Here is a 19,160-nt window from a genome sequence, read left to right as displayed (position 1 = left end):
AGCCTGGAGTGGCTTGGGCGGCCGGGAGTGGCCGGCTTCTAGGAGGTGGGAACGTGCTCCGCGTGGCCGGCTGCGCGGAGGCCTTCGCGGAGCTTCTCCGCGTTGGCGTCCAGCCTGGCCGGATCCGGGTGGTGGTCCGCCGAGCCGAAGTCAAAGTCCGCCATCGAGTTGGAGGGCCACACGTGGACGTGCATGTGGTTGATTTCGTAGCCGGCCACGATCAGCCCTGCCCGGGCGGCGTCGAACACCTCCACCTGGACGGCGCCGATCTTGCGGGCAACTTCCATGACCCGGCTGAGCACCTCCGGCGAGGCGTCGGTCCAGCGGTCCACCTCCTCGGTGGGCACCACGAGGGCGTGGCCGTCAGCCAGCGGGCCCATGGTCAGGAACGCCACGACGTCGTCCTCCCGCCAGACAAAGCGGCCCGGGATGTCGCCATTGATGATTTTGGTGAAGAGAGTGCTCATGCGTCCGCCTTTTCTGCCGGGGACCCCAGGGTACTGACGTCCAGGACAAAACGGTACTTCACGTCGCCCGCCACCATGCGGTCGTAGGCTTCGTTGAGCTGGTCTGCCCCGACCACCTCGACGTCGGACACCACGCCGTGCTCGGCGCAGAAGTCCAGCATCTCCTGGGTCTCGGCGATGCCGCCGATCAGCGAACCCGCGTAGGCGATCCGGCGCCGGATCAGCGCCCCGGGATTGACGGGCGGCATTGGCGAGGCGGGCAGGCCCAGCTGGAATAGCGCGCCGTCCAGGCGCAGGGTGCGGAAGAAGGGGTTGAGGTCGTGCGGCGCGGCAACGGTGTCGATGATGACGTCGATGCTGCGGTTCGCGGCTTCCATGGCGGCCGGGTCGGTGGAGAGGATGACGTCGTGGGCGCCCAGCTCGCGGGCCGCGGCGAACTTGTTCTCCGACGTCGTGAAGACCTTGACCTCGGCGCCCATGGCCTTGGCGATCTTGACTGCCATATGGCCGAGGCCGCCCAGTCCGACGACGCCGACAACGTCGCCTTCCTCGACCTCGAAGTGGTTCAGGGGCGAATACGTAGTGATGCCTGCGCACAGCAGGGGCGCGACGGCGGCGGGGTCCAGGGTTTCCGGCACCCGCAGGACATAGTTGCGGTCCACCACGATGGACGTGGCGTACCCGCCCTGGGTGATGGCGCCGCCGTTGCGCGCATCCTTGGCCCCGTAAGTTCCCACCAGAGCCTTCTCGCAATACTGCTCGAGGCCGTCCAAGCAGCTGTCGCACTCGCGGCAGGAATCCACCATGCAGCCCACGCCCACGCGCTCACCGATCGTGAAGTCGTCGACGTCGGCACCCAGCCGGGAGACGCGGCCGACAATCTCGTGGCCCGGGATCAACGGGTACGTGTCGCCGCCCCATTCGCCCCGGGTGGCGTGTACGTCCGAGTGGCACAGTCCGCAGAATTCGATGGCGATCTCGACGTCGTCCGCCTTCGGTGCCCGGCGGGAGACGGTCAAGGGAACAAGTCCGCTATCCGGTGCGGTGGCACCGTACGCGGCGGCCAGGGTGGGGCCGGCGGTCTGCGCTGCGGTGCCCGCGGTGGTGCTCGCGGCGGTGCTCGCGTCGCTGTCCAGATCCGGCAGCGGCTTGGCAAGGGGCGGGGGTACAGGACGTCCAGGTGTCATACGTTGACGCTACCCCCGGTTCCAGCCGGTATTCCACTTTTGGTGCGGCTCGCCGCACTGCCGGCCCCGGCTGGGGCCGTGCCGCGGGCCTTGTTCTCCGTCGGCGGCGGCCGCACCGGGTGCAAGCTCAAGCGCTAGTGCTACCCCGACCGGCCACACCTACCGCTCCACCGCACCACCCCTCCCGGGAGCACCGCAATGCCCATCAGTCGCGGACCAGCAGGGCTCCCGTCGCCAGCCTCAGCTTCTGCGCCACGCCAAGTCACTCAAACGCAGCAAGGTCAAGGAGCCGGCTGCTGCCTAGGTGCCACGCATCCAGAAGCCGTCGGGGCGGAGACCAAGGTTACGAGCGGGAGCTGGGCTTGGACCTTCCGGCGTTGGTGCCATCAGTTGCTGTAGATCCTGCCGGCGTCCACAGTTCGTCGATCGAGCGATGGCGCTCCGGCGTCCGGCACTCGGGCCGACCGCACACCGGCCGCGGTGTTCCGGCCGGCCGGCAGGGCCTAATGCGAACTGGCGTGAGCTCCAACGGACGCTAGTTTGAAGCCTCGACGTCGCCGTACGGTTCCGGCCCGGTGACAACATCGTTGGAGGCGCCGTGGCACCACTCCGAAAACGATCCCGGGTACAGGGCAGCGGAAAAGCCGGCGATCTCAAGGGCGGCGATCTCGTGGGCCGCTGTGACGCCGGAACCGCAGTACACGGCGGTGGGAACGTCGGCCCTGTAGCCAAGCCGCTCGAAGCGCGCCCGCAGCTCCGCCGGGCCAAGGAAGCGCCCGTCGGTCTCCAGGTTGCCGGTGGTGGGTGCACTCACAGCGCCCGGAATGTGGCCCGCGCGGGGATCCACGGGTTCGATTTCCCCGCGGTACCTTTCGGCCGCCCGGGCATCCAACAGCAGCCCCTGCCGGCCCCAGGTGGCTGCTTGTCCGGCGTCGATCGCGGGCATGTGGCCCTCGGACAGGGTGACGTTCCCGGGCGCGGGCTGTTCGGGCCCCGCCGCCACGTCGAACCCTGCAGCACGCCAGGCGGCCAGGCCACCGTCGAGCAGGTGGACCTGGCGGAAGCCGGCGTTGCGCAGCATCCACCACAACCGGGCGGCGGCCATGTTGCCGCTGTCGTCGTACGCTACAACGGCGTCGCCGTCGTTGATGCCCCAGCGGCGCGCGGATTCCTGGAACTGCTCCAGCGACGGCAGCGGATGCCTTCCGCGCTGCGGTTCCGCCGGACCGGCGAGTTCGGTGGCGAGATCCACGAAGACCGCTCCAGGGATGTGTTCACGCAGGTAGTGGTCGTGCCCGTGGGGGTCACCGAGCGCCCAGCGAACGTCGAGGAGCACTGTGCGCTGGCCGGTGCCGACGGCGCCGTCCAGCCGGTCCTTGAGGGCAGCAGCATTGAGAAGGGTGTCCATCTCCCCACTCTATCTTCGCCGGTCCTGCCGCCCCCGGTAGGCTGTAGCGGTGAACACCGCGCACCAGCAGGACCGGGCCTGGGCCGACGACGCCGTCCGCCGGATCAATGCCGAGAACAACCGCTCCGCCGACACCCACCTGTATTCGGTGCCGCTCCCCGAATACTGGGGCGTGCAGCTGTACCTGAAGGACGAATCCACGCACCGCACGGGCAGCCTCAAGCACCGGCTGGCGCGTTCGCTGTTCCTTTTCGGCCTCGTCAACGGCTGGATCCGGGAAGGCACCACGATCGTTGAGGCTTCCAGCGGCAGCACCGCCGTCTCCGAGGCCTACTTTGCGCAGCTGCTCGGCCTGCCCTTCATCGCCGTGATGACCAGGACCACCAGCCGCGAGAAGATCGCCCTGATAGAACAGTTCGGCGGCTCGTGCCACCTGGTGAACCACGCCTCCGAGGTCTACCAGGCTGCCGCGGATCTGGCCAGCAGCACCGGCGGGCACTACATGGATCAGTTCACGTATGCAGAACGGGCCACGGACTGGCGCGGAAACAACAACATCGCCGAGTCGATCTTCGGCCAGCTATCGATGGAGGAACACCCGATCCCCCGCTGGGTGGTGGTCGGGGCCGGCACCGGCGGGACCAGCGCCACGATCGGCAGGTACCTGCGGTACCAGCGCTACGAGACCGGGCTCGCCGTCGTCGACCCGGAAAATTCCGCGTTCTATCCGGGCTGGCGGGACAGCCGGCCCGACGGCGGGATCCCCGCCGTCGGAACCGCGGCGGCATTGCCGTCACGCATCGAGGGCATCGGCCGTCCGCGGATGGAGCCGAGTTTTGTGCCGGCCGTCATCGACCACATGATCCAGGTTCCCGACGCCGCGTCTGTGGCGGCCATGCGGCACCTCAGGGAACATGCCGGATTGCACGCGGGCCCGTCCACCGGGACCAACCTCTGGGGCGTGTGGCAACTCATCGCGGCGATGATCGAAGAGGGCCGCAAGGGCAGTGTGGTGACCCTCATGTGCGACGGCGGGGACCGCTACGCCGGGAATTACTACAACTCGGAGTGGCTGGACGCCCACGGTCTGGATCCCGAGCCCCACGAGGCGGTCCTGAGCGAGTTCTTCCAGACCGGCGTCTGGCCGGCCTGACTGGTCTGATCAACCGGCCTGACTGGTCTGATCAGCAGGCCGGCCCCGGTGGGCCGCCTAGACCTCCACGGAATCGCCGCTGGAGAGGTGCCGGTACTCGGTGCCGTACTTGGCGCCGATCCGGGTCACATGCCCCTCCACCAGGCCGCGGCCCAGCTCGTTGAGGAGCGCATCGTGGATCGGGAAAGCCTGCGCGGCGCGGACGCCGATCACAAAGTCCACCACTTCCCCCACCTTGTTCCACGGGGCGTGGATGGGTACCAGCAGCGTCTTGACTTCGACGCCGTCCGGGATCGCAAAGGAGTCCCCCGGGTGGTAGACGTTGCCATCCACGAGGTAGCCGACGTTGGCAACGACGGGGATCTGCGGGTGGATGAGGGCGTGCTGGCCACCATATGTCCGGACCGCGAATCCCGCGGTTTCAAATTCCTCGCCCGCGGCGGCTGCATGGATGCGGCTCCCGGCGTCGGACGCCTTGCCCCGAAGGGTCGCGGCCACCGCTTCGGGGGCGTAAAGCTCAAGGGCAGTGTTCGACTGCAACGCCGCGGCGACGGCGTCGACGTCCACATGGTCCGCGTGCTCGTGGGTGATGAGCACGGTATGCGCTCCGGCCAGGGCCTCATCCGTCTCCGAAAAAGTGCCGGGGTCAAACACCAGCACCCGGCCGTCCTGCTCGAGGCGGACACAGGCGTGTGTGAATTTGGTCAGCTTCATCCGGCCAGCCTAGGCACCAGCCGCCACAGTGTCCACGGAACTCTGCTGGCAATCCTGCACGCTGGTAATCTTGGACATTGCCACCACACCGCAGCGAGTCCCACCCGCGAATCCTTGACGAAGCGAGTTCCACGATGTCCCAAGGCACCACCGCCGGCAGTAGCCGGACTCCGGCCTCGGCACCCGTGCAGGGCAAGGAACAGCGCGTCACTAAGCAGCGCCTCGCCGTCAGTGCCGCCCTGGACGACCTGGCGGACTTCGTCAGCACCCAGGAACTGCACCGCATCCTCCAGGAGCGCGGCACCGCGGTGTCCCTCGCCACGTCCTACCGGATCTTGCAGTCCCTCGCCGACGACGGGCTGGTGGATGTCCTGCGCAACGCCGACGGCGAGGCGGTCTACCGGCGCTGCGCCGTCACCGGGCACCACCATCACCTGCTGTGCCGCAACTGCGGCAAGGCCGTGGAAGTTGAAGCCCCGGCAGTGGAGGCCTGGGCCGCGCGGATCGCGCAAGAGCACGGTTTCACCGCGGTGGAGCACACCGTGGAAATCTTCGGGCTGTGCCCCGAATGCACAGCCAATCGGTCCGGCCAATAGCGCAGGCTCAGGCCGCCGCAACCGCGTTCTGCACGACCCGCCCGTTGAGGCCCCGCCTGGCCCGGGCACTGCCGATCATCCGGCAGGCCACGTAGATCAGGAAGGACAGCGTGGTCACATAGGGGCTGATCGGCAGCCGGCCGCCGAGAGCCAGGAGGATGCCGCCGACGGTCGCCGTCATCGCGAAGACGATGCTCAGCATGACCACCAGCCGGGGCGAGGACGTGACGCGCATGGCGGCCGCCGCTGGCGTGATCAGCAGGGCCAGCACCAGCAGGGCGCCCACGATCTGGATGGACAGCGCCACGCTGATGCCCAGTAGCACCATGAAACCAAGTGCCAGGGCCCGCACCGGCACGCCTCGGGCAATGGCGACGTCGGGGTCAACACTGGCGAAGGTGAGCGGCCGCCAGATAGCAACCAGCGCCAGCATCACCACGACGGCGGCGAACGCCAGAACCTGCAGCTGGACCGTTCCCACCGACACGATTTGTCCGGTGAGCAGGCCGAACTTGTTGGCCGCCCGGCCCTCGTACAGGGACAGGAAGAGAATGCCCAGGCCCAGCCCGAAGGGCATGATGACGCCGATGATCGAGTTCTTGTCCCTGGCGCGGACGCCCATCACGCCCAGCACCACGGCTGCCAGGACCGATCCCGCCAGCGAGCCGAGGATGATGTCCGCGCCGATCAGCAGCGCGAATGCCGCTCCGGCGAAGGAGAGTTCCGAGATTCCGTGGACCGCGAACGCCAGGTCGCGTTTCATCACGAAGGTGCCCATGAGCCCGCCCAGCAGGCCGAGGACGGCGCCGGCCCAGATGGAGTTCTGCACCAGGACCAGCAGCTCGCCATAATTTTCGAAGTTGAAGATTGAATGCAGCAGGTTGCCCAGATCCACTCAGCCCACCTCTCCCGCGACAGAATGTGCGTCCTCGTGGTGGTGCGTCGCGGCATCCGGCAGCCCCACGACGATCAGGCGGCCGTTGGCCTGGATGACTTCAACATGGCTGTCGTACAAATCGGAGAGCACCTCGGTGGTCATGACCTCCGCGGGTGTGCCCACCCGGAACCGGCCTCCGGCCAGGTACAGGACCCTGTCCACGTAGTCCATGATCGGGTTGATCTCGTGGGTCACGAACACCACGGCACTGTCAGCCTCGCGGCATTGCTTGTTGATCAGGGCGCTGACGCCCTGCTGGTGCTGAAGGTCGAGGGAGAGCAGCGGCTCGTCGCACAGCAGCACTTTCGGATCCGTGGCCAGAGCCTGGGCCACGCGCAGGCGCTGCTGCTCACCGCCGGAGAGCTGCCCCACCGGCACCTTGGCGTAGTCGGTGGCGCCCACGAGGTCCAGGAGCTCATCGACCTTCCGGTTCACTTTTGCGTTGCCCAGTCGGATGCCCCAGCGGTGGCCGTCGACGCCGAGGGCCACGAGGTCGCGGGCGCGCAGGGGCGTGTCCGGGTCGAATGATTTCTGCTGGGGCACGTAGCCGATCCGGCGGCTTCCCCGCTCTACGGGGTGGCCGTCCAGCACGGCGGTGCCCGTGCTCAGTTCCTGCAGGCCGAGCAGGACCTTCAGGAAGGTGGTCTTCCCGCTGCCGTTGGGACCGAGCACGGCAAAGAATTCACCTGGGTTGATGTCCAGGTCCAGGCCCTCCCACAGAGTCCGTCGGCCGAACGCCAGGGAGGCGCCGCGGAGGCTCACTACCGGTGTCAAAAGGGGGTTCCTCGATTTTCCGCGGAGACGGCTGCTCCGGCTGTTGCGATCATCCTAGGGCCTTGCTGATGCTCTCCACGTTCGCGGTCATCCACTGCAGGTAGGACTGGCCGTCCGGGAGGGTTTCGCTGAAGTTGACTACCGGGACGCCGGCGGTCTGGGCGGCCTTTTGTAGCGCCAGCGTCTGCGGTCCCTCGGTCTGGGTATTGTAAGCCAGCAGCCGTACTCCCCGGGATGCCACGAGATCAACGGCGGCCTTGAGCACGGCGGGCGGGACGTCGGCGTCTTCCTCGATCGCGGCCGTGTACTCCGCCGGGGTCTCGTTCTCCAGGCCGGCGTCCTCGAGCAGGTACAGCGGTACCGGCTCGGTGACAGCCACGGGCACGTGGCCTGCCGAGGACTTGATGGCGGCGACCTTGGTTTCCAGGCCGCTGAGCGAGGCCTTGAAGGCCGCCGCGTTGGTCCGGAACGTTTGTGCCGAGCCCGGTTCCAGGGTGCCCAGCTTGTCGGCGACGGCGTCAGCAAGGCGGGACATGGCCGGCAGGCTGTACCAGACGTGTTCGTTCAGCCCGGTGTGCTCGTGGGTGTGGCCGGCGGAGTCGGGGCTCGCCGCTGCCGGGCTTTCGGTGGCCAGGCCGGAAACGTCCACGGCGTTGATGATGCTGCTGCTCTCCAGCCCGGTGTCGGCTGCCAGCGTGTCGATGAAGGCGTCGTATCCCCCGCCGTTCTCCACCACGAGCTCGGCCTTGGAGACGGCCAGCTTGTCCTGCGTGGTGGCCTCGTAGGAGTGCGGGTCCTGGCTGCTGCGGTTGATGATCGAGCTGACCCGGACCTTGTCGCCGCCGATGCTGGAGACGATGTCGCCGTAGACGCTGGTGGCGGCGACGACGTCGACCACGCCGTCACCGGCGGTCCCCCGTGAGCTGCCCGCCGTCGGAGTGCACGCGGTGAGCAGGAGGCCTAAGCCGGCAAGGCCGGCCAGCATGGCTCGGGCAGCGGGACGACGCACGGGAAACCTCGGATCTGTTATTGAGAATCAGGAGCAATAGCAACAGCCCGAGTGTATCCCTAAATAGGAATCATTCCTATTTAGGGATACCCGGCATGCCGTCCGTCCGCTGCAGTCCGTGGGCTGTCCCTTACTGGTCTTGGCCCAGCCTGCGGTAGCCGGTGGCCTGCGTCGCGTCCCGGATTTCGCCAACGAGTTGCTCGATCACGTCTTCCAGGAACAGCACCCCCTGGGTCAGCCCGTCAGGGCCGATCACGCGGGCCAGGTGCGAGCCCGTGCGCTGCATGACAGACATGGCCTTCTCGATTTCATCGACCATGGCCAGGTTGGCCAGCGACCTGATGCGGCTTTCCGCGATCGGCTGGTGGTAACCGGCGTCCGGGATGGACAGCACGTCCTTGATGTGGAGGTAGCCGGACAGCATGCCGTCGTCATCGAGCATCGGGAAGCGCGAGAACCCGGTCCGGCTCACGGCCTTTTCGAATTCCGCCGGCGTGGTGGCCGCCTTGAGCATGACGAGCTTTCCCAACGGAACCATCACGTGGGAGGCCGTGTGTTCGGAGAACTCCAGCGCTCCGGTGATGAGTCCGGCGTCGTCGTCCACGAGCCCATGGCGGGTGGATTCCTGCACGATCGACTGCACTTCTTCGAGCGTGAAGGAGGACGTGACCTCATTCTGTGGCTCAATCCGCATCAGCTTCAGGATGTGGTTTGCGGACCAGTTAAGCGCCGTAATGACGGGCTTGACCAGCCGCGCGATGAACATCAGCGGCGGCGCCAGCAACAGCGCCGCCTTGTCCGCGACCGACACGGAAATGTTCTTGGGCACCATTTCGCCGAAGGTGACGTGCAGGAACGTGACCACCAGCAATGCGACGGCGAAGGCCACGATATCCGCAGCCCCCACGGGGACGCCTGCCGCTTCCAGCGGCACGGCCAGGAGGTGGTGGATCGCGGGCTCGGCCACCTGCAGGATCAGCAGCGAGCAGACCGTGATGCCCAGCTGGGCGCACGCGAGCATGAGGGACACGTTTTCCATGGCCCGCAGCGTGGTCTGTGCGCGCTTGGAACCGGCCTCGGCCAGCGGCTCAATCTGGCTCCGGCGGGCGGACATGATGGCGAATTCTGCTGCCACGAAGAAGGCGTTGCCCACCAGGAGGAAGGCAAGCCATAGGATTCCTGCCCAGTCGCTCATGCGGCACCTGCCTGGCTGGCGGGCTGGCCGTCGCCGGGTACCCGGGTGGGCCGGAAACAGATCCGGTCGATCCGGCGGCCGTCCATGCGGGTCACGCTCAGTGTCCCGCCGACGACGTCGACAGTGTCGCCGACTGCCGCGATCCGGCCGAGCTGGCTCATGACGTAGCCTCCCACCGTTTCGTAGGCAGCTTCGTCGGGCACGGTCAGGCCCGGGATCTGTTCGGAGAGTTCATCGGGCCGGAGCAGGCCGGGGAAGTACCAGTCCCCCGAGGCGCTCTGGAGCAGGCCGGGGCGGACCTTGTCATGCTCATCGGCCACTTCCCCTACGATTTCCTCCACGAGGTCTTCCAGGGTGGTGATGCCGGCCGTACCGCCGTACTCGTCAAGGACGACGGCAAGTTGCAGGTTGCCCTCGCGCAGTTCGGCGAGGAGGGCGTCCAGGTGGATGGTTTCGGGGACCTGGAGCACATCGGTCATGATGGCTCCGGCCTGCAGCTTGGCGCGGCGGTCCGAGGGCACGGCAATGGCCTTCTTGATATGGACCACGCCACGGATGTCATCGGACGACTCGCCGATCACCGGGAAACGGGAGTACCCGGTGCGCTTGGCGGCCTCGACGATGTCCGAGACCGGCTGGTCGGCGTCGATGGTTTCCACGCGGATGCGGGGAGTCATGACGTCCGCGGCGGTCCGCCCGGAGAACTTTAGGGTCCGGGCGATGAAGTTGGCCGTTCCGGCGTCTAGGGTGCCCATGGCCGCGGAGCGGCGCACGAGCGAGGCCAGTTCGGCCGGCGTGCGGGCGCCGGAGATTTCCTCCTTGGCCTCCAGGCCGAAGACGTTGAGGACCTTGTTGGAGAAACCGTTGAGCACCACGATTGCGGGCTTGAAGATGGCGGTGAACACCAGCTGCGGCCGGGCGACGGCCTTGCCGATCGGGAAGGACAGCGCGATCGCCATGTTCTTGGGCACCAGCTCACCGATCAGCATGGAAAGCAAGGTGGCCACCGCCATCGCGAGCACCAGGGACAGCGAGGCAGCCGCCGCGGGCGGGACTCCGAGCGCGGTGAGGGGACCCTCGAGCAGCTTGCCGACGGACGGTTCCATGACGTAACCGGTAAGCAGCGTGGTCATGGTGATGCCGAGCTGGCAGCTCGAAAGCTGGGTGGAGAGCGACTTGAGACATTTGAGCAGCGGCTCGGCGGCGGTGTCGCCGGTGTCAACGGCGCGCTGTACCGTGGCCTGGTCCAAGGCGACCAGGGAAAATTCCACGGCGACAAAGAACCCGGTGCCGAGGATGAGCAGCAGGCCTGCTGCGAGGAGTAGCCATTCCATCTCAGCGGCCTGCTTCCGCGGCAGCCGCAACAGCCGCGCACGGCAAGGGCCGCTGCAGGGACCGTAAATGCTGGAAGGGTCTGCCCGGCGGAGGATGGTCGGCGGCGGCCGACCCTGTTTCCTGGAAGGCTCCGGTGTGGCGCGTGGCCGGAGAGTGATGGGCGCGTGAACGGGGTTTGCCGGCTCTTCGGGTGGACTGCGCGGGAACGGTTTCCGTTCTCCGCTGACAGCCCCCAGGCCGGCACCTAGATTTACTGTCCATAAGAATTTCAGTCTACAGGAGCGGCTGCCGCCAGCCCCCGACCTGCCGCTTCACTGCCTGCCGGCTTCACCGGCTGCGCCGAACTCACCAGCTCTGCGGGACGGGCCGGCCTTCCTCGTACCCGGCCGCGGACTGGATGCCGGCCACGGCACGTTCGCGGAAAGCAGCGAGATCGGCAGCGCCGGCGTAGCTCATGGAACTGCGAAGACCGGCGGTGATCATGTCCAGCAGGTCCTCGACGCCGGGCCGCGCCGCGTCCACGTACATGCGGGACGTGGAGATGCCTTCCTCGAACAAGGCCTTGCGGTCCTTTTCAAACGCGCCCTCGCGCTGGTTGCGGTTTTGCACCGCGCGGGCGGACGCCATGCCGAAGCTCTCCTTGTACTGCCGGCCGGCCGCGTCGAGCTGCAGGTCCCCGGGGCTTTCGTGCGTGCCGGCGAACCAGGAGCCGATCATGACCTGGCTGGCCCCGGCGGCCAGCGCCAGGGCGACGTCGCGCGGGTAGCGCACCCCGCCGTCCGCCCACACCCGGCCGCCGGCTTCCCGCGCCGCGGCGGAACATTCCAGGACGGCGCTGAACTGCGGGCGGCCCACGGCCGTCATCATGCGTGTGGTGCACATGGCGCCCGGGCCCACGCCGACCTTGACGATGTCCGCCCCGGCCTCGATCAGCTCCCGCGTTGCCTCGCCGGTGACGACGTTGCCGGCCACCACCGGCACGCCGGGGTTGAGTCCCTTCACGGCGGCCAGCGCGTCGAACATTTTCTGCTGGTGCCCGTGCGCGGTATCCAGGACCAGCACATTCACGCCGGCAGCCAGCAACTCGGCGGCCCGCCCGGCCACGTCACCGTTAATTCCGACGGCGGCAGCCACCTTGAGCTTGCCGTCGTCGTCCAGGGACGGGCGGTAGAGCGTGGAGCGCAGCGCGCCCTTGCGGGTCAGCACCCCGGCGAGGACGCCGTCCTGCTGCACCGGTGCGTAGTCTGTTCCGGCAGCGTCCATCGCCTCAAAGGCACGGCGGAGGGCCTGGGCAGCATCCGCAGGGTCCGCGGCCGGTCCGGCGCCAAACAATCCGCCATCAAGGAATCCGGCGTCCAGCACCAGCGGCTGGTGGCGGAGCACGGAGGCCAGCGACGCGAAACGGTCCTGACCCTCGCAGTCCGCGGCCCGGACAACACCGGCGACGGCACCGGCCTCATCCACCACCACAACGGCCCCGTGCGGCCGCTTGCCCATCAGGTGGAGGGCATCAATCACGGTGTCCGACGGCGCGAGCGTCACGGGCGTCTCGAGAACCGGGTGGCGGCCCTTGATCCAGGCCGTAACGTCCCGGATGACGTCGAGCGGGACGTCCTGCGGCAGGACTCCCAGACCGCCGCGGCGGGCCATGGTCTCGGCCATCCGCTTCCCCGTCACCGCCGTCATATTCGCCGCCACCAACGGAATCGCCGAGCCGGTCCCGTCATCGGCCGCGAGATCGACGTCCAGGCGGGAGATGACATCCGACCGTGACGGCACCAGGAAGAGGTCCGAGTAAGTCAGATCGGTGGTGGGCTCATTCAGGAAACGCACGGCTGCTCCTTTGCTTGCACCCGCAGCTGGCGCCCTCGGCGCCAAACGGGTTTCTTCTTTGATTCTAGGGCGGTTCCCGTCGGGGCCGGCACCGCGTCCGGTACTCTGAAAGTCACTGCGTGAAGCACCGGGTGAAGCACCACCTCCGGGCCGATTCTGCCGCACTTCTTCTCTGTATTTCAGTAGCTGCGGGGGCGGATCATGATTTGGGTCACGCTTATTGGCGGTTTGGCCAGAATCCTCACTAGACTGGCAGAGGTCTGGGTTCACTGGACGCAGAGACTGGCTCAATCGTTGTGCCGAGGCACCGTGGAAGCCAGAGGGAATCAAACTCATGGAAGAGGCGTATTTCAAGTGCCAGAGCAGCCTAGCCACCGTCTACCAGAGGAATTTGGCGGAAACGAGTGGCTCGTTGACGAACTGTACGAGCGTTACCAGCAGGACAAGAACACGGTCGACGCCAAGTGGTGGCCGCTGTTTGAATCTTTTGCAGCTAGTGACGCCTCTTCCGTCAACGGAACGTCCGGCACCGCGACAGCTGTGCATCCTGCCACCCGTGAACTTCCCGTCGTAGCGCCTGCCGCTTCACCGGCGCCGGCCGCGCCGGCCGCGCCTGCTGCCCCCGCAACTCCCGCCGCCACGGCTGCGCCGGCACCTGCAGCCAAGAGAACCCCGGCCACCGTAGCCCGGGATGGCGCTAAGACCACGGACGCCCCCGGAACAGCGCCGATCCCGGCGCAGCTGCCCAAGAACCTCAAGGCTCCGACGGCGCCCGAAGAGGACGTCGTCTCGGTCCTGCGCGGCCCGGCCAAGGCCATCGCGTCGAACATGGTCACCAGCCTGGAAGTGCCGACCGCCACGAGCGTCCGCGCCATCCCGGCGAAGCTGCTGATCGACAACCGCGTGGTCATCAACTCCAACCTGGCCCGCGCCCGCGGCGGCAAGGTCTCCTTCACGCACCTGATCGGCTACGCCGTCATCCGCGCCCTGTCCCAGTTCCCGTCGATGAACGTCTACTACGACGAGATCGACGGCAAGCCGGTGGCTGTCCAGCCGGCGCACGTGAACTTCGGCATCGCGATCGACATGCCCAAGCCTGACGGCACCCGCCTGCTCATGGTCCCGAACATCAAGAAGGCGGAGACCCTCAACTTCTCCGAGTTCTGGCACACCTACGAGGACCTGATCAAGCGCGCCCGTGCCGGCAAGCTGACTGCGGACGACCACTCCGGCACCACCGTGTCCCTGACCAACCCCGGCGGCATCGGCACCGTTCACTCGGTGCCCCGCCTGTCCAAGGGCCAGGCAGCCATCATCGGCGTCGGCGCACTGGACTACCCGGCCGAGTTCCAGGGTGCCAGCGAGAAGATCATCGCCCAGAACGCGATCAGCAAGGTCCTGACGCTGACCTCCACGTATGACCACCGCGTCATCCAGGGTGCCGGCAGCGGCGAGTTCCTCAAGCTCGTACACCAGCTTCTGCTCGGTGCACAGAACTTCTACGACGAGATCTTCGAATCCCTGCGCATCCCCTACGAGCCCGTGCGCTGGAGCCCGGACCTGCAGGTGGACCCGGCCGACGAGATCAACAAGGTCGCCCGGATCCAGCAGCTGATTCACGCCTACCGCGTGCGCGGCCACCTCATGGCGGACACCGATCCGCTGGAGTACGTCCAGCGCAAGCACCCGGACCTCGACGTTCTGACCTACGGCCTGACCTTGTGGGACCTGGACCGCGAGTGGCCCACGGGCGGCTTCGGCGGCAAGCCGATGCTCAAGTTCCGCGACATCCTCGGCGTCCTCCGCGACGCCTACTGCCGCACCGCCGGCATCGAATACATGCACATCCAGGACCCTGCCGAGCGCAAGTGGTTCCAGGACCAGCTGGAGCACGCCTATTCGAAGCCGAGCCGCGACGAACAGCTGCGCATCGTCTCCAAGCTCAACGCCGCCGAGGCCTTTGAGACGTTCCTGCAGACCAAGTTCGTCGGCCAGAAGCGCTTCTCACTCGAAGGCGGCGAGTCCCTGATTCCGCTGCTGGACGCGATCATCTCCGACGCCGCCGACGACGAACTCGACGAAGTCGCGATCGGCATGGCCCACCGCGGCCGGCTCAACGTGCTGACCAACATCGCGGGCAAGACCTACGCCCAGGTCTTCCGCGAATTCGAAGGCACTCAGGACCCGCGCTCCGTGCAGGGCTCCGGCGACGTCAAGTACCACCTCGGCACCGAGGGCACCTTCACCTCGGACAACGGCAAGGAGACCAAGGTCTACCTCGCCGCGAACCCGTCGCACCTCGAGGCCGTGGACCCCGTCCTCGAGGGCATCGTCCGCGCCAAGCAGGACCGCTTGGACCAGGGCGAGGCGTTCCCCGTGCTGCCGATCATGGTGCACGGCGACGCCGCTTTCGCAGGCCAGGGTGTTGTCGCGGAAACGCTCAACCTCTCCCAGCTGCGCGGCTACCGCACCGGCGGCACCATCCACATCGTGGTCAACAACCAGGTCGGCTTCACCACCGCCCCGTCGTCCTCGCGTTCCTCCACTTACTCCACGGACGTCGCCAAGATGATCCAGGCGCCGGTGTTCCACGTGAACGGCGACGACCCTGAGGCCGTGGTCCGCATCGGGCAGCTTGCCTACGAGTTCCGTCAGCGTTTCCACAAGGACGTTGTCATCGACATGGTGTGCTACCGCCGCCGCGGCCACAATGAGGGTGACGACCCCTCGATGACCCAGCCGCTGATGTACAACCTGATCGAAGCCAAGCGCTCGGTCCGCAAGCTGTACACCGAGTCGCTGATCGGCCGCGGTGACATCACCGAGGAAGAGGCCGAGCAGCTGCTGCGCGACTACCAGGAACGCCTGGAGCGCGTCTTCGCCGAAACCCATGCGGCCCAGACGTCCCCGATCCCGATCATCACGGCTGATTCCGCCGCGGTGTCCGATCTCGAACGCCCCATGGCCCAGCAGTCCGATTCCGGCGTCAGCGCCCCGGTCTCCACCGCGATCTCCGCGGAGACCCTGGCCCGCATCGGCAAGGCGCACACCGATATCCCGGAGGGCTTCACCGTCCACGCCAAGCTCAAGCAGCTGCTCGAGAAGCGTGAAGCGATGTCCCGTGAAGGCGGCATCGACTGGGGCTTCGGTGAACTTGCCGCGTTCGGCTCGCTCATCATGGAAGGCGTCCCCGTCCGGCTGGCAGGCCAGGACTCGCGCCGCGGCACCTTCGTGCAGCGGCACGCCGTCTTCCACGACCGTGCCAACGGCGACGAATGGCTGCCGCTGGCCCACCTGTCGGACAACCAGGCAAAGCTGTGGATCTACGACTCCCTGCTCTCCGAATACGCCGCCATGGGCTTCGAATACGGGTACTCCGTGGAGCGCCCGGATGCCCTGGTGCTCTGGGAGGCGCAGTTCGGTGACTTTGTCAACGGCGCGCAGACCATCATCGATGAGTTCATCTCCTCCGCCGAGCAGAAATGGGGCCAGCGGTCCTCGCTGGTTCTCATGCTGCCGCACGGCTACGAGGGCCAGGGGCCGGACCACTCGTCCGCCCGCATCGAGCGGTTCCTGCTGATGTGCGCTGAAGAGAACATGATCGTGGCCAACCCCACGACGTCGGCCTCGCACTTCCACCTGCTGCGCCGCCAGGCCTACAGCAGGCCGCGCAAGCCGCTCATCATCTTCACGCCGAAGCAGCTGCTCCGCCTGAAGGCCGCGGCGTCCTCCGTGGAGGACTTCACCACCGGCTCGTTCCGCCCGGTCATTCCGGAGCACGCCCCGCTGCAGGCCGACGCCGTCGAACGCGTGCTGCTGGTCTCCGGACGCCTGTACTACGATCTGCTGTCCACCCGGCAGAAGACCGAGAACCAGACCACGGCGATCGTTCGCGTCGAGCAGCTCTACCCGCTGCCTGCCGCCGAAATCGCCGCGGAACTGGCCAAGTACCCGAACGCCGAAGTGGTCTGGGCGCAGGACGAACCAGCCAACCAGGGTCCGTGGCCGTTCATCGGCCTGAACCTGCCCGAGGCCCTGGACCGCCGGGTCCGCCTCATCTCCCGCCCCGCCTCGGCCTCCACCGCGGCAGGATCGATGAAGCGTCACGCGGCAGAACAGGACAGCTTGCTCAAGCAGGCATTTGCACGTAAGTAGCGCCATTGCTGCCCGGCCGGAGACTGAAACACAACACTCCGGCCGGGCAGTTCTGTTTAATGGACTGTTAGTGGTCAGCTTGATGGACAGCGTTGAAGTGAAGAGGTAGTCGTGGAAGATCGGAAGCTGCGGATTGCAGCCGTTGGGGACGAGCTGTTGGCCGGGCTCGGTGATCCGCGTGCCTTGGGCTGGTGGGGCCGGGTCCTGGCCCGCACGCCGCAGGACAGCGTCGCACTGGAGTGCTACTCCCTGCCATGCCCGGAAGAAGGCACGGAGGGAATTGCCGCGCGCTGGCTCGAGGAGGCGGGCCGCCGCTTCGGCAACCATCACGACAACCGCCTGGTGATCGGCTTGTCCGGCCGCGACATTGAGTTCGGCCTGTCCACGGCCCGCAGCCGCCTGAACCTCGCCAACATCCTGGACTCCGCCTCGCAGAACAAGATCGAGGTCTTCGTCGTGGGCCCGCCGCCCACGCTCGACCCCGCCCAGAACCGCAGGCTCGGCGAACTCAACACCGCCTTCGCCGACGTCACGACGCGCCGGAAGCACCTCTACGTCGACACCTTCTCGCCGCTGCTGAACCACGAGCAATGGCGCCAGGACCTCGCGGCCAACGGCGGCACGCCCGGCCAGGCCGGTTATGGCCTGATGGCGTGGCTCGTGCTGCACCGCGGCTGGTTCCAGTGGCTCGGCCTGGAAGCGCCGGAATAGCCGGCCACCAGGCACGGCCGTACCGATCCGCCCTCCTCCCCGGATTTCGCGATATATCTTGACCCGGCAGCGGGCGCGATATATCGTGACTTCATAGTCGCGATATATCTTTAGCTGCCCAGCACCTATCGCCTTTCCGGAGGAACCATGTCAGAGAACACGTGGACCGTGACCGGTCCGCAGACCATCGACGTCGACGGCGTCCGCTCCCTCAAGCTCGGCATTGTCCGCGGCCGCTTCGACATCGTCACCCATGACGAGGACGTCGCCAGGATCGAAGTCTCCGAAATCGACGGCGACCCGCTGTCAGTTTCCGTCGTCAACGGCCGCCTGGAAGTCCGCCACCAACTGCACGGTCCGCAGGGCTGGTTCAAGAACCTGATGAGCACCGTTAACAACGGCAGCAGCAACTCCGTGGTCATCAGCATCGCCCTGCCCGCCGGCGTCGAGGTTGAAGCCGGGACGGTGAGCGGCGACGGCATGGTTTCCGGGATCAGCGGCCACGCCCGGCTCAACACCGTCTCGGGCTCCGTGCTGGCCGACGGCACCTCCGGTGAACTGTCCGTCAACACGGTCAGCGGCGAAGTCATTGCCCGCAACCACCGCGGCGTCCTGACCGCCAAGAGTGTCTCCGGCGAGGTGACGGCCTCGGGGGAATTCAGCCACATCCGCGCGAACACCGTCAGCGGCGACCTGAACTTCGATCTGCACGGCTTCACCCAAGATTTTGGCGCCAATTCAGTCTCGGGCGACGTCACCATCCGCGTTCCGCACGACATCGGCGTGGACATCGTCGCCAAATCCGCCAGCGGGGCGGTGGTCATCGATGACACGAGGTACGCCCAGACCAGCGGCACGGTGCAGACCATCGCGGGACCGGACGCCAAACTGATGCTGGTCCGGACCAACTCGGTTTCGGGAAAAACGTCGGTCTTCCACGGCCAGCCCACCGCGGACACCGAAACGGCCCTCTGATGCCCCCCGTCTTCGCCCACGGCGCGCTGCGGCTGTACCTGCTCGCCCTGCTCGAATCAGGCCCCAAGCACGGCTACGAACTCATCAAGGCGCTCAGCGAGCGTTTCGGCGGCACCTACTCCCCCAGCGCCGGAACCATCTACCCGCGCCTGGGCAAGCTCGAAGAAGAAGGGCTCGTCGCCACCCACACGGAGGGCCGCCGCACCAACTACAGCATCACCCCGGCGGGACTCACGGAGCTGAACAGCCGCCGGGACGAACTCGCCGGCGTCGAAAACGACATTTCGGCCTCGGTGCGGCGGCTGGCCGACAACCTGCGCCAGGACATCCGCGTCAACATGCGCGGCCTCCGGGCCGATCTCGCGGCAACGGCGGAGGCGGCGCGGACCTCGGCCCGGGCGGCGGGCTCGGCCGGCGGCGCGGGGAGCCCGCGGTTCTCCCCGGAGGGCGAGCGGCGCCTGAAGGAGGCGGAAATGCTGGTGCAGGCCTTCCGCGACGACATGCGGGTGGAACTGCGGCGCCACGCCGGGAGCCATCCCGTCACCACCGTCACGCTCGAAACGGTCAAGACCGTGCTGGACCAGGCCCGGATCTCAATCCGCAATTCGCTGGAGGACTGACCCCCACGCGCAACCAACCACGCCTCGTAGCGGCGGGCCCCCGGTTCGCGGCGGGTGCCGCGATGTGGGAGACTTGAGGGCAGCTCTTTTG

At 67.2% G+C, this 19,160-nt stretch carries 16 protein-coding genes; 6 read left to right on the top strand and 10 right to left on the bottom strand.

Going from position 1 to position 19,160, the window contains the following annotated elements:
• Positions 1-38: 38 nt before the first annotated feature.
• From ACFRJ8_RS07850 to ACFRJ8_RS07840, 3 genes are all read right to left on the bottom strand, one after another.
• A complete protein-coding gene (locus ACFRJ8_RS07850) occupies positions 39-467 on the bottom strand; it encodes an HIT family protein (RefSeq protein ID WP_377985541.1) in 429 nt (142 codons plus the stop codon).
• A complete protein-coding gene (locus ACFRJ8_RS07845) occupies positions 464-1,654 on the bottom strand; it encodes an NAD(P)-dependent alcohol dehydrogenase (RefSeq protein ID WP_377985540.1) in 1,191 nt (396 codons plus the stop codon). The genes ACFRJ8_RS07850 and ACFRJ8_RS07845 overlap by 4 nt, the downstream gene beginning before the upstream one ends.
• Before the next feature lie 535 nt (positions 1,655-2,189).
• A complete protein-coding gene (locus ACFRJ8_RS07840; protein WP_377985539.1) occupies positions 2,190-3,062 on the bottom strand; it encodes a sulfurtransferase in 873 nt (290 codons plus the stop codon).
• A gap of 49 nt (positions 3,063-3,111) precedes the next feature.
• Here ACFRJ8_RS07840 and ACFRJ8_RS07835 point away from each other — a divergent pair, with 49 nt between their 5' ends.
• Positions 3,112-4,215: a PLP-dependent cysteine synthase family protein gene (locus ACFRJ8_RS07835; protein ID WP_377985538.1), complete on the top strand. Its 1,104-nt coding sequence runs from the start codon at positions 3,112-3,114 to the stop codon at positions 4,213-4,215.
• Positions 4,216-4,272: 57 nt separating this feature from the next.
• Here ACFRJ8_RS07835 and ACFRJ8_RS07830 read toward each other — a convergent pair whose 3' ends face one another.
• Positions 4,273-4,929: an MBL fold metallo-hydrolase gene (locus tag ACFRJ8_RS07830; RefSeq protein ID WP_377985537.1), complete on the bottom strand. Its 657-nt coding sequence runs from the start codon at positions 4,927-4,929 to the stop codon at positions 4,273-4,275.
• 134 nt (positions 4,930-5,063) lie between these two features.
• On the opposite strand from ACFRJ8_RS07830, the gene ACFRJ8_RS07825 reads away from it, so the two are divergent.
• Positions 5,064-5,525: a Fur family transcriptional regulator gene (locus ACFRJ8_RS07825; protein WP_377985596.1), complete on the top strand. Its 462-nt coding sequence runs from the start codon at positions 5,064-5,066 to the stop codon at positions 5,523-5,525.
• Positions 5,526-5,532: 7 nt separating this feature from the next.
• Here ACFRJ8_RS07825 and ACFRJ8_RS07820 read toward each other — a convergent pair whose 3' ends face one another.
• The 6 genes from ACFRJ8_RS07820 to ACFRJ8_RS07795 form a co-directional block, all read right to left on the bottom strand.
• Positions 5,533-6,420: a metal ABC transporter permease gene (locus ACFRJ8_RS07820; RefSeq protein WP_377985536.1), complete on the bottom strand. Its 888-nt coding sequence runs from the start codon at positions 6,418-6,420 to the stop codon at positions 5,533-5,535.
• A complete protein-coding gene (locus ACFRJ8_RS07815; RefSeq protein ID WP_377985535.1) occupies positions 6,421-7,236 on the bottom strand; it encodes a metal ABC transporter ATP-binding protein in 816 nt (271 codons plus the stop codon).
• 49 nt (positions 7,237-7,285) lie between these two features.
• Positions 7,286-8,245, bottom strand: a complete 960-nt coding sequence (locus tag ACFRJ8_RS07810) for a metal ABC transporter solute-binding protein, Zn/Mn family (RefSeq protein WP_377985534.1) — start codon at positions 8,243-8,245, stop codon at positions 7,286-7,288.
• A gap of 130 nt (positions 8,246-8,375) precedes the next feature.
• The gene (locus tag ACFRJ8_RS07805; protein ID WP_377985533.1) at positions 8,376-9,440 is read right to left on the bottom strand and encodes a hemolysin family protein; all 1,065 of its coding nucleotides are present in this window, start codon (positions 9,438-9,440) and stop codon (positions 8,376-8,378) included.
• A complete protein-coding gene (locus ACFRJ8_RS07800) occupies positions 9,437-10,774 on the bottom strand; it encodes a hemolysin family protein (protein ID WP_377985532.1) in 1,338 nt (445 codons plus the stop codon). The genes ACFRJ8_RS07805 and ACFRJ8_RS07800 overlap by 4 nt, the downstream gene beginning before the upstream one ends.
• A gap of 346 nt (positions 10,775-11,120) precedes the next feature.
• Positions 11,121-12,608 carry a GuaB1 family IMP dehydrogenase-related protein gene (locus ACFRJ8_RS07795; protein WP_377985531.1) on the bottom strand — a complete coding sequence of 496 codons (1,488 nt, stop codon included), beginning with the start codon at positions 12,606-12,608 and terminating at the stop codon, positions 11,121-11,123.
• A gap of 354 nt (positions 12,609-12,962) precedes the next feature.
• On the opposite strand from ACFRJ8_RS07795, the gene ACFRJ8_RS07790 reads away from it, so the two are divergent.
• From ACFRJ8_RS07790 to ACFRJ8_RS07775, 4 genes are all read left to right on the top strand, one after another.
• Positions 12,963-16,763: a multifunctional oxoglutarate decarboxylase/oxoglutarate dehydrogenase thiamine pyrophosphate-binding subunit/dihydrolipoyllysine-residue succinyltransferase subunit gene (locus tag ACFRJ8_RS07790; RefSeq protein ID WP_377985530.1), complete on the top strand. Its 3,801-nt coding sequence runs from the start codon at positions 12,963-12,965 to the stop codon at positions 16,761-16,763.
• A gap of 111 nt (positions 16,764-16,874) precedes the next feature.
• Entirely contained in the window at positions 16,875-17,474 is a 600-nt protein-coding gene (locus tag ACFRJ8_RS07785) for a GDSL-type esterase/lipase family protein (RefSeq protein WP_377985529.1), read from the top strand.
• Between the two features lie 147 nt (positions 17,475-17,621).
• Positions 17,622-18,449: a DUF4097 domain-containing protein gene (locus ACFRJ8_RS07780; RefSeq protein ID WP_377985528.1), complete on the top strand. Its 828-nt coding sequence runs from the start codon at positions 17,622-17,624 to the stop codon at positions 18,447-18,449.
• Entirely contained in the window at positions 18,449-19,069 is a 621-nt protein-coding gene (locus ACFRJ8_RS07775; RefSeq protein ID WP_377985527.1) for a PadR family transcriptional regulator, read from the top strand. Before ACFRJ8_RS07780 ends, ACFRJ8_RS07775 begins: the two co-directional genes overlap by 1 nt.
• The last annotated feature ends 91 nt before the right edge of the window (positions 19,070-19,160 follow it).

The organism is Arthrobacter sp. NPDC056886, assembly GCF_042788715.1.
Taxonomy (GTDB): domain Bacteria; phylum Actinomycetota; class Actinomycetes; order Actinomycetales; family Micrococcaceae; genus Arthrobacter.
This window is presented reverse-complemented; position numbering and strand designations above follow the sequence as displayed.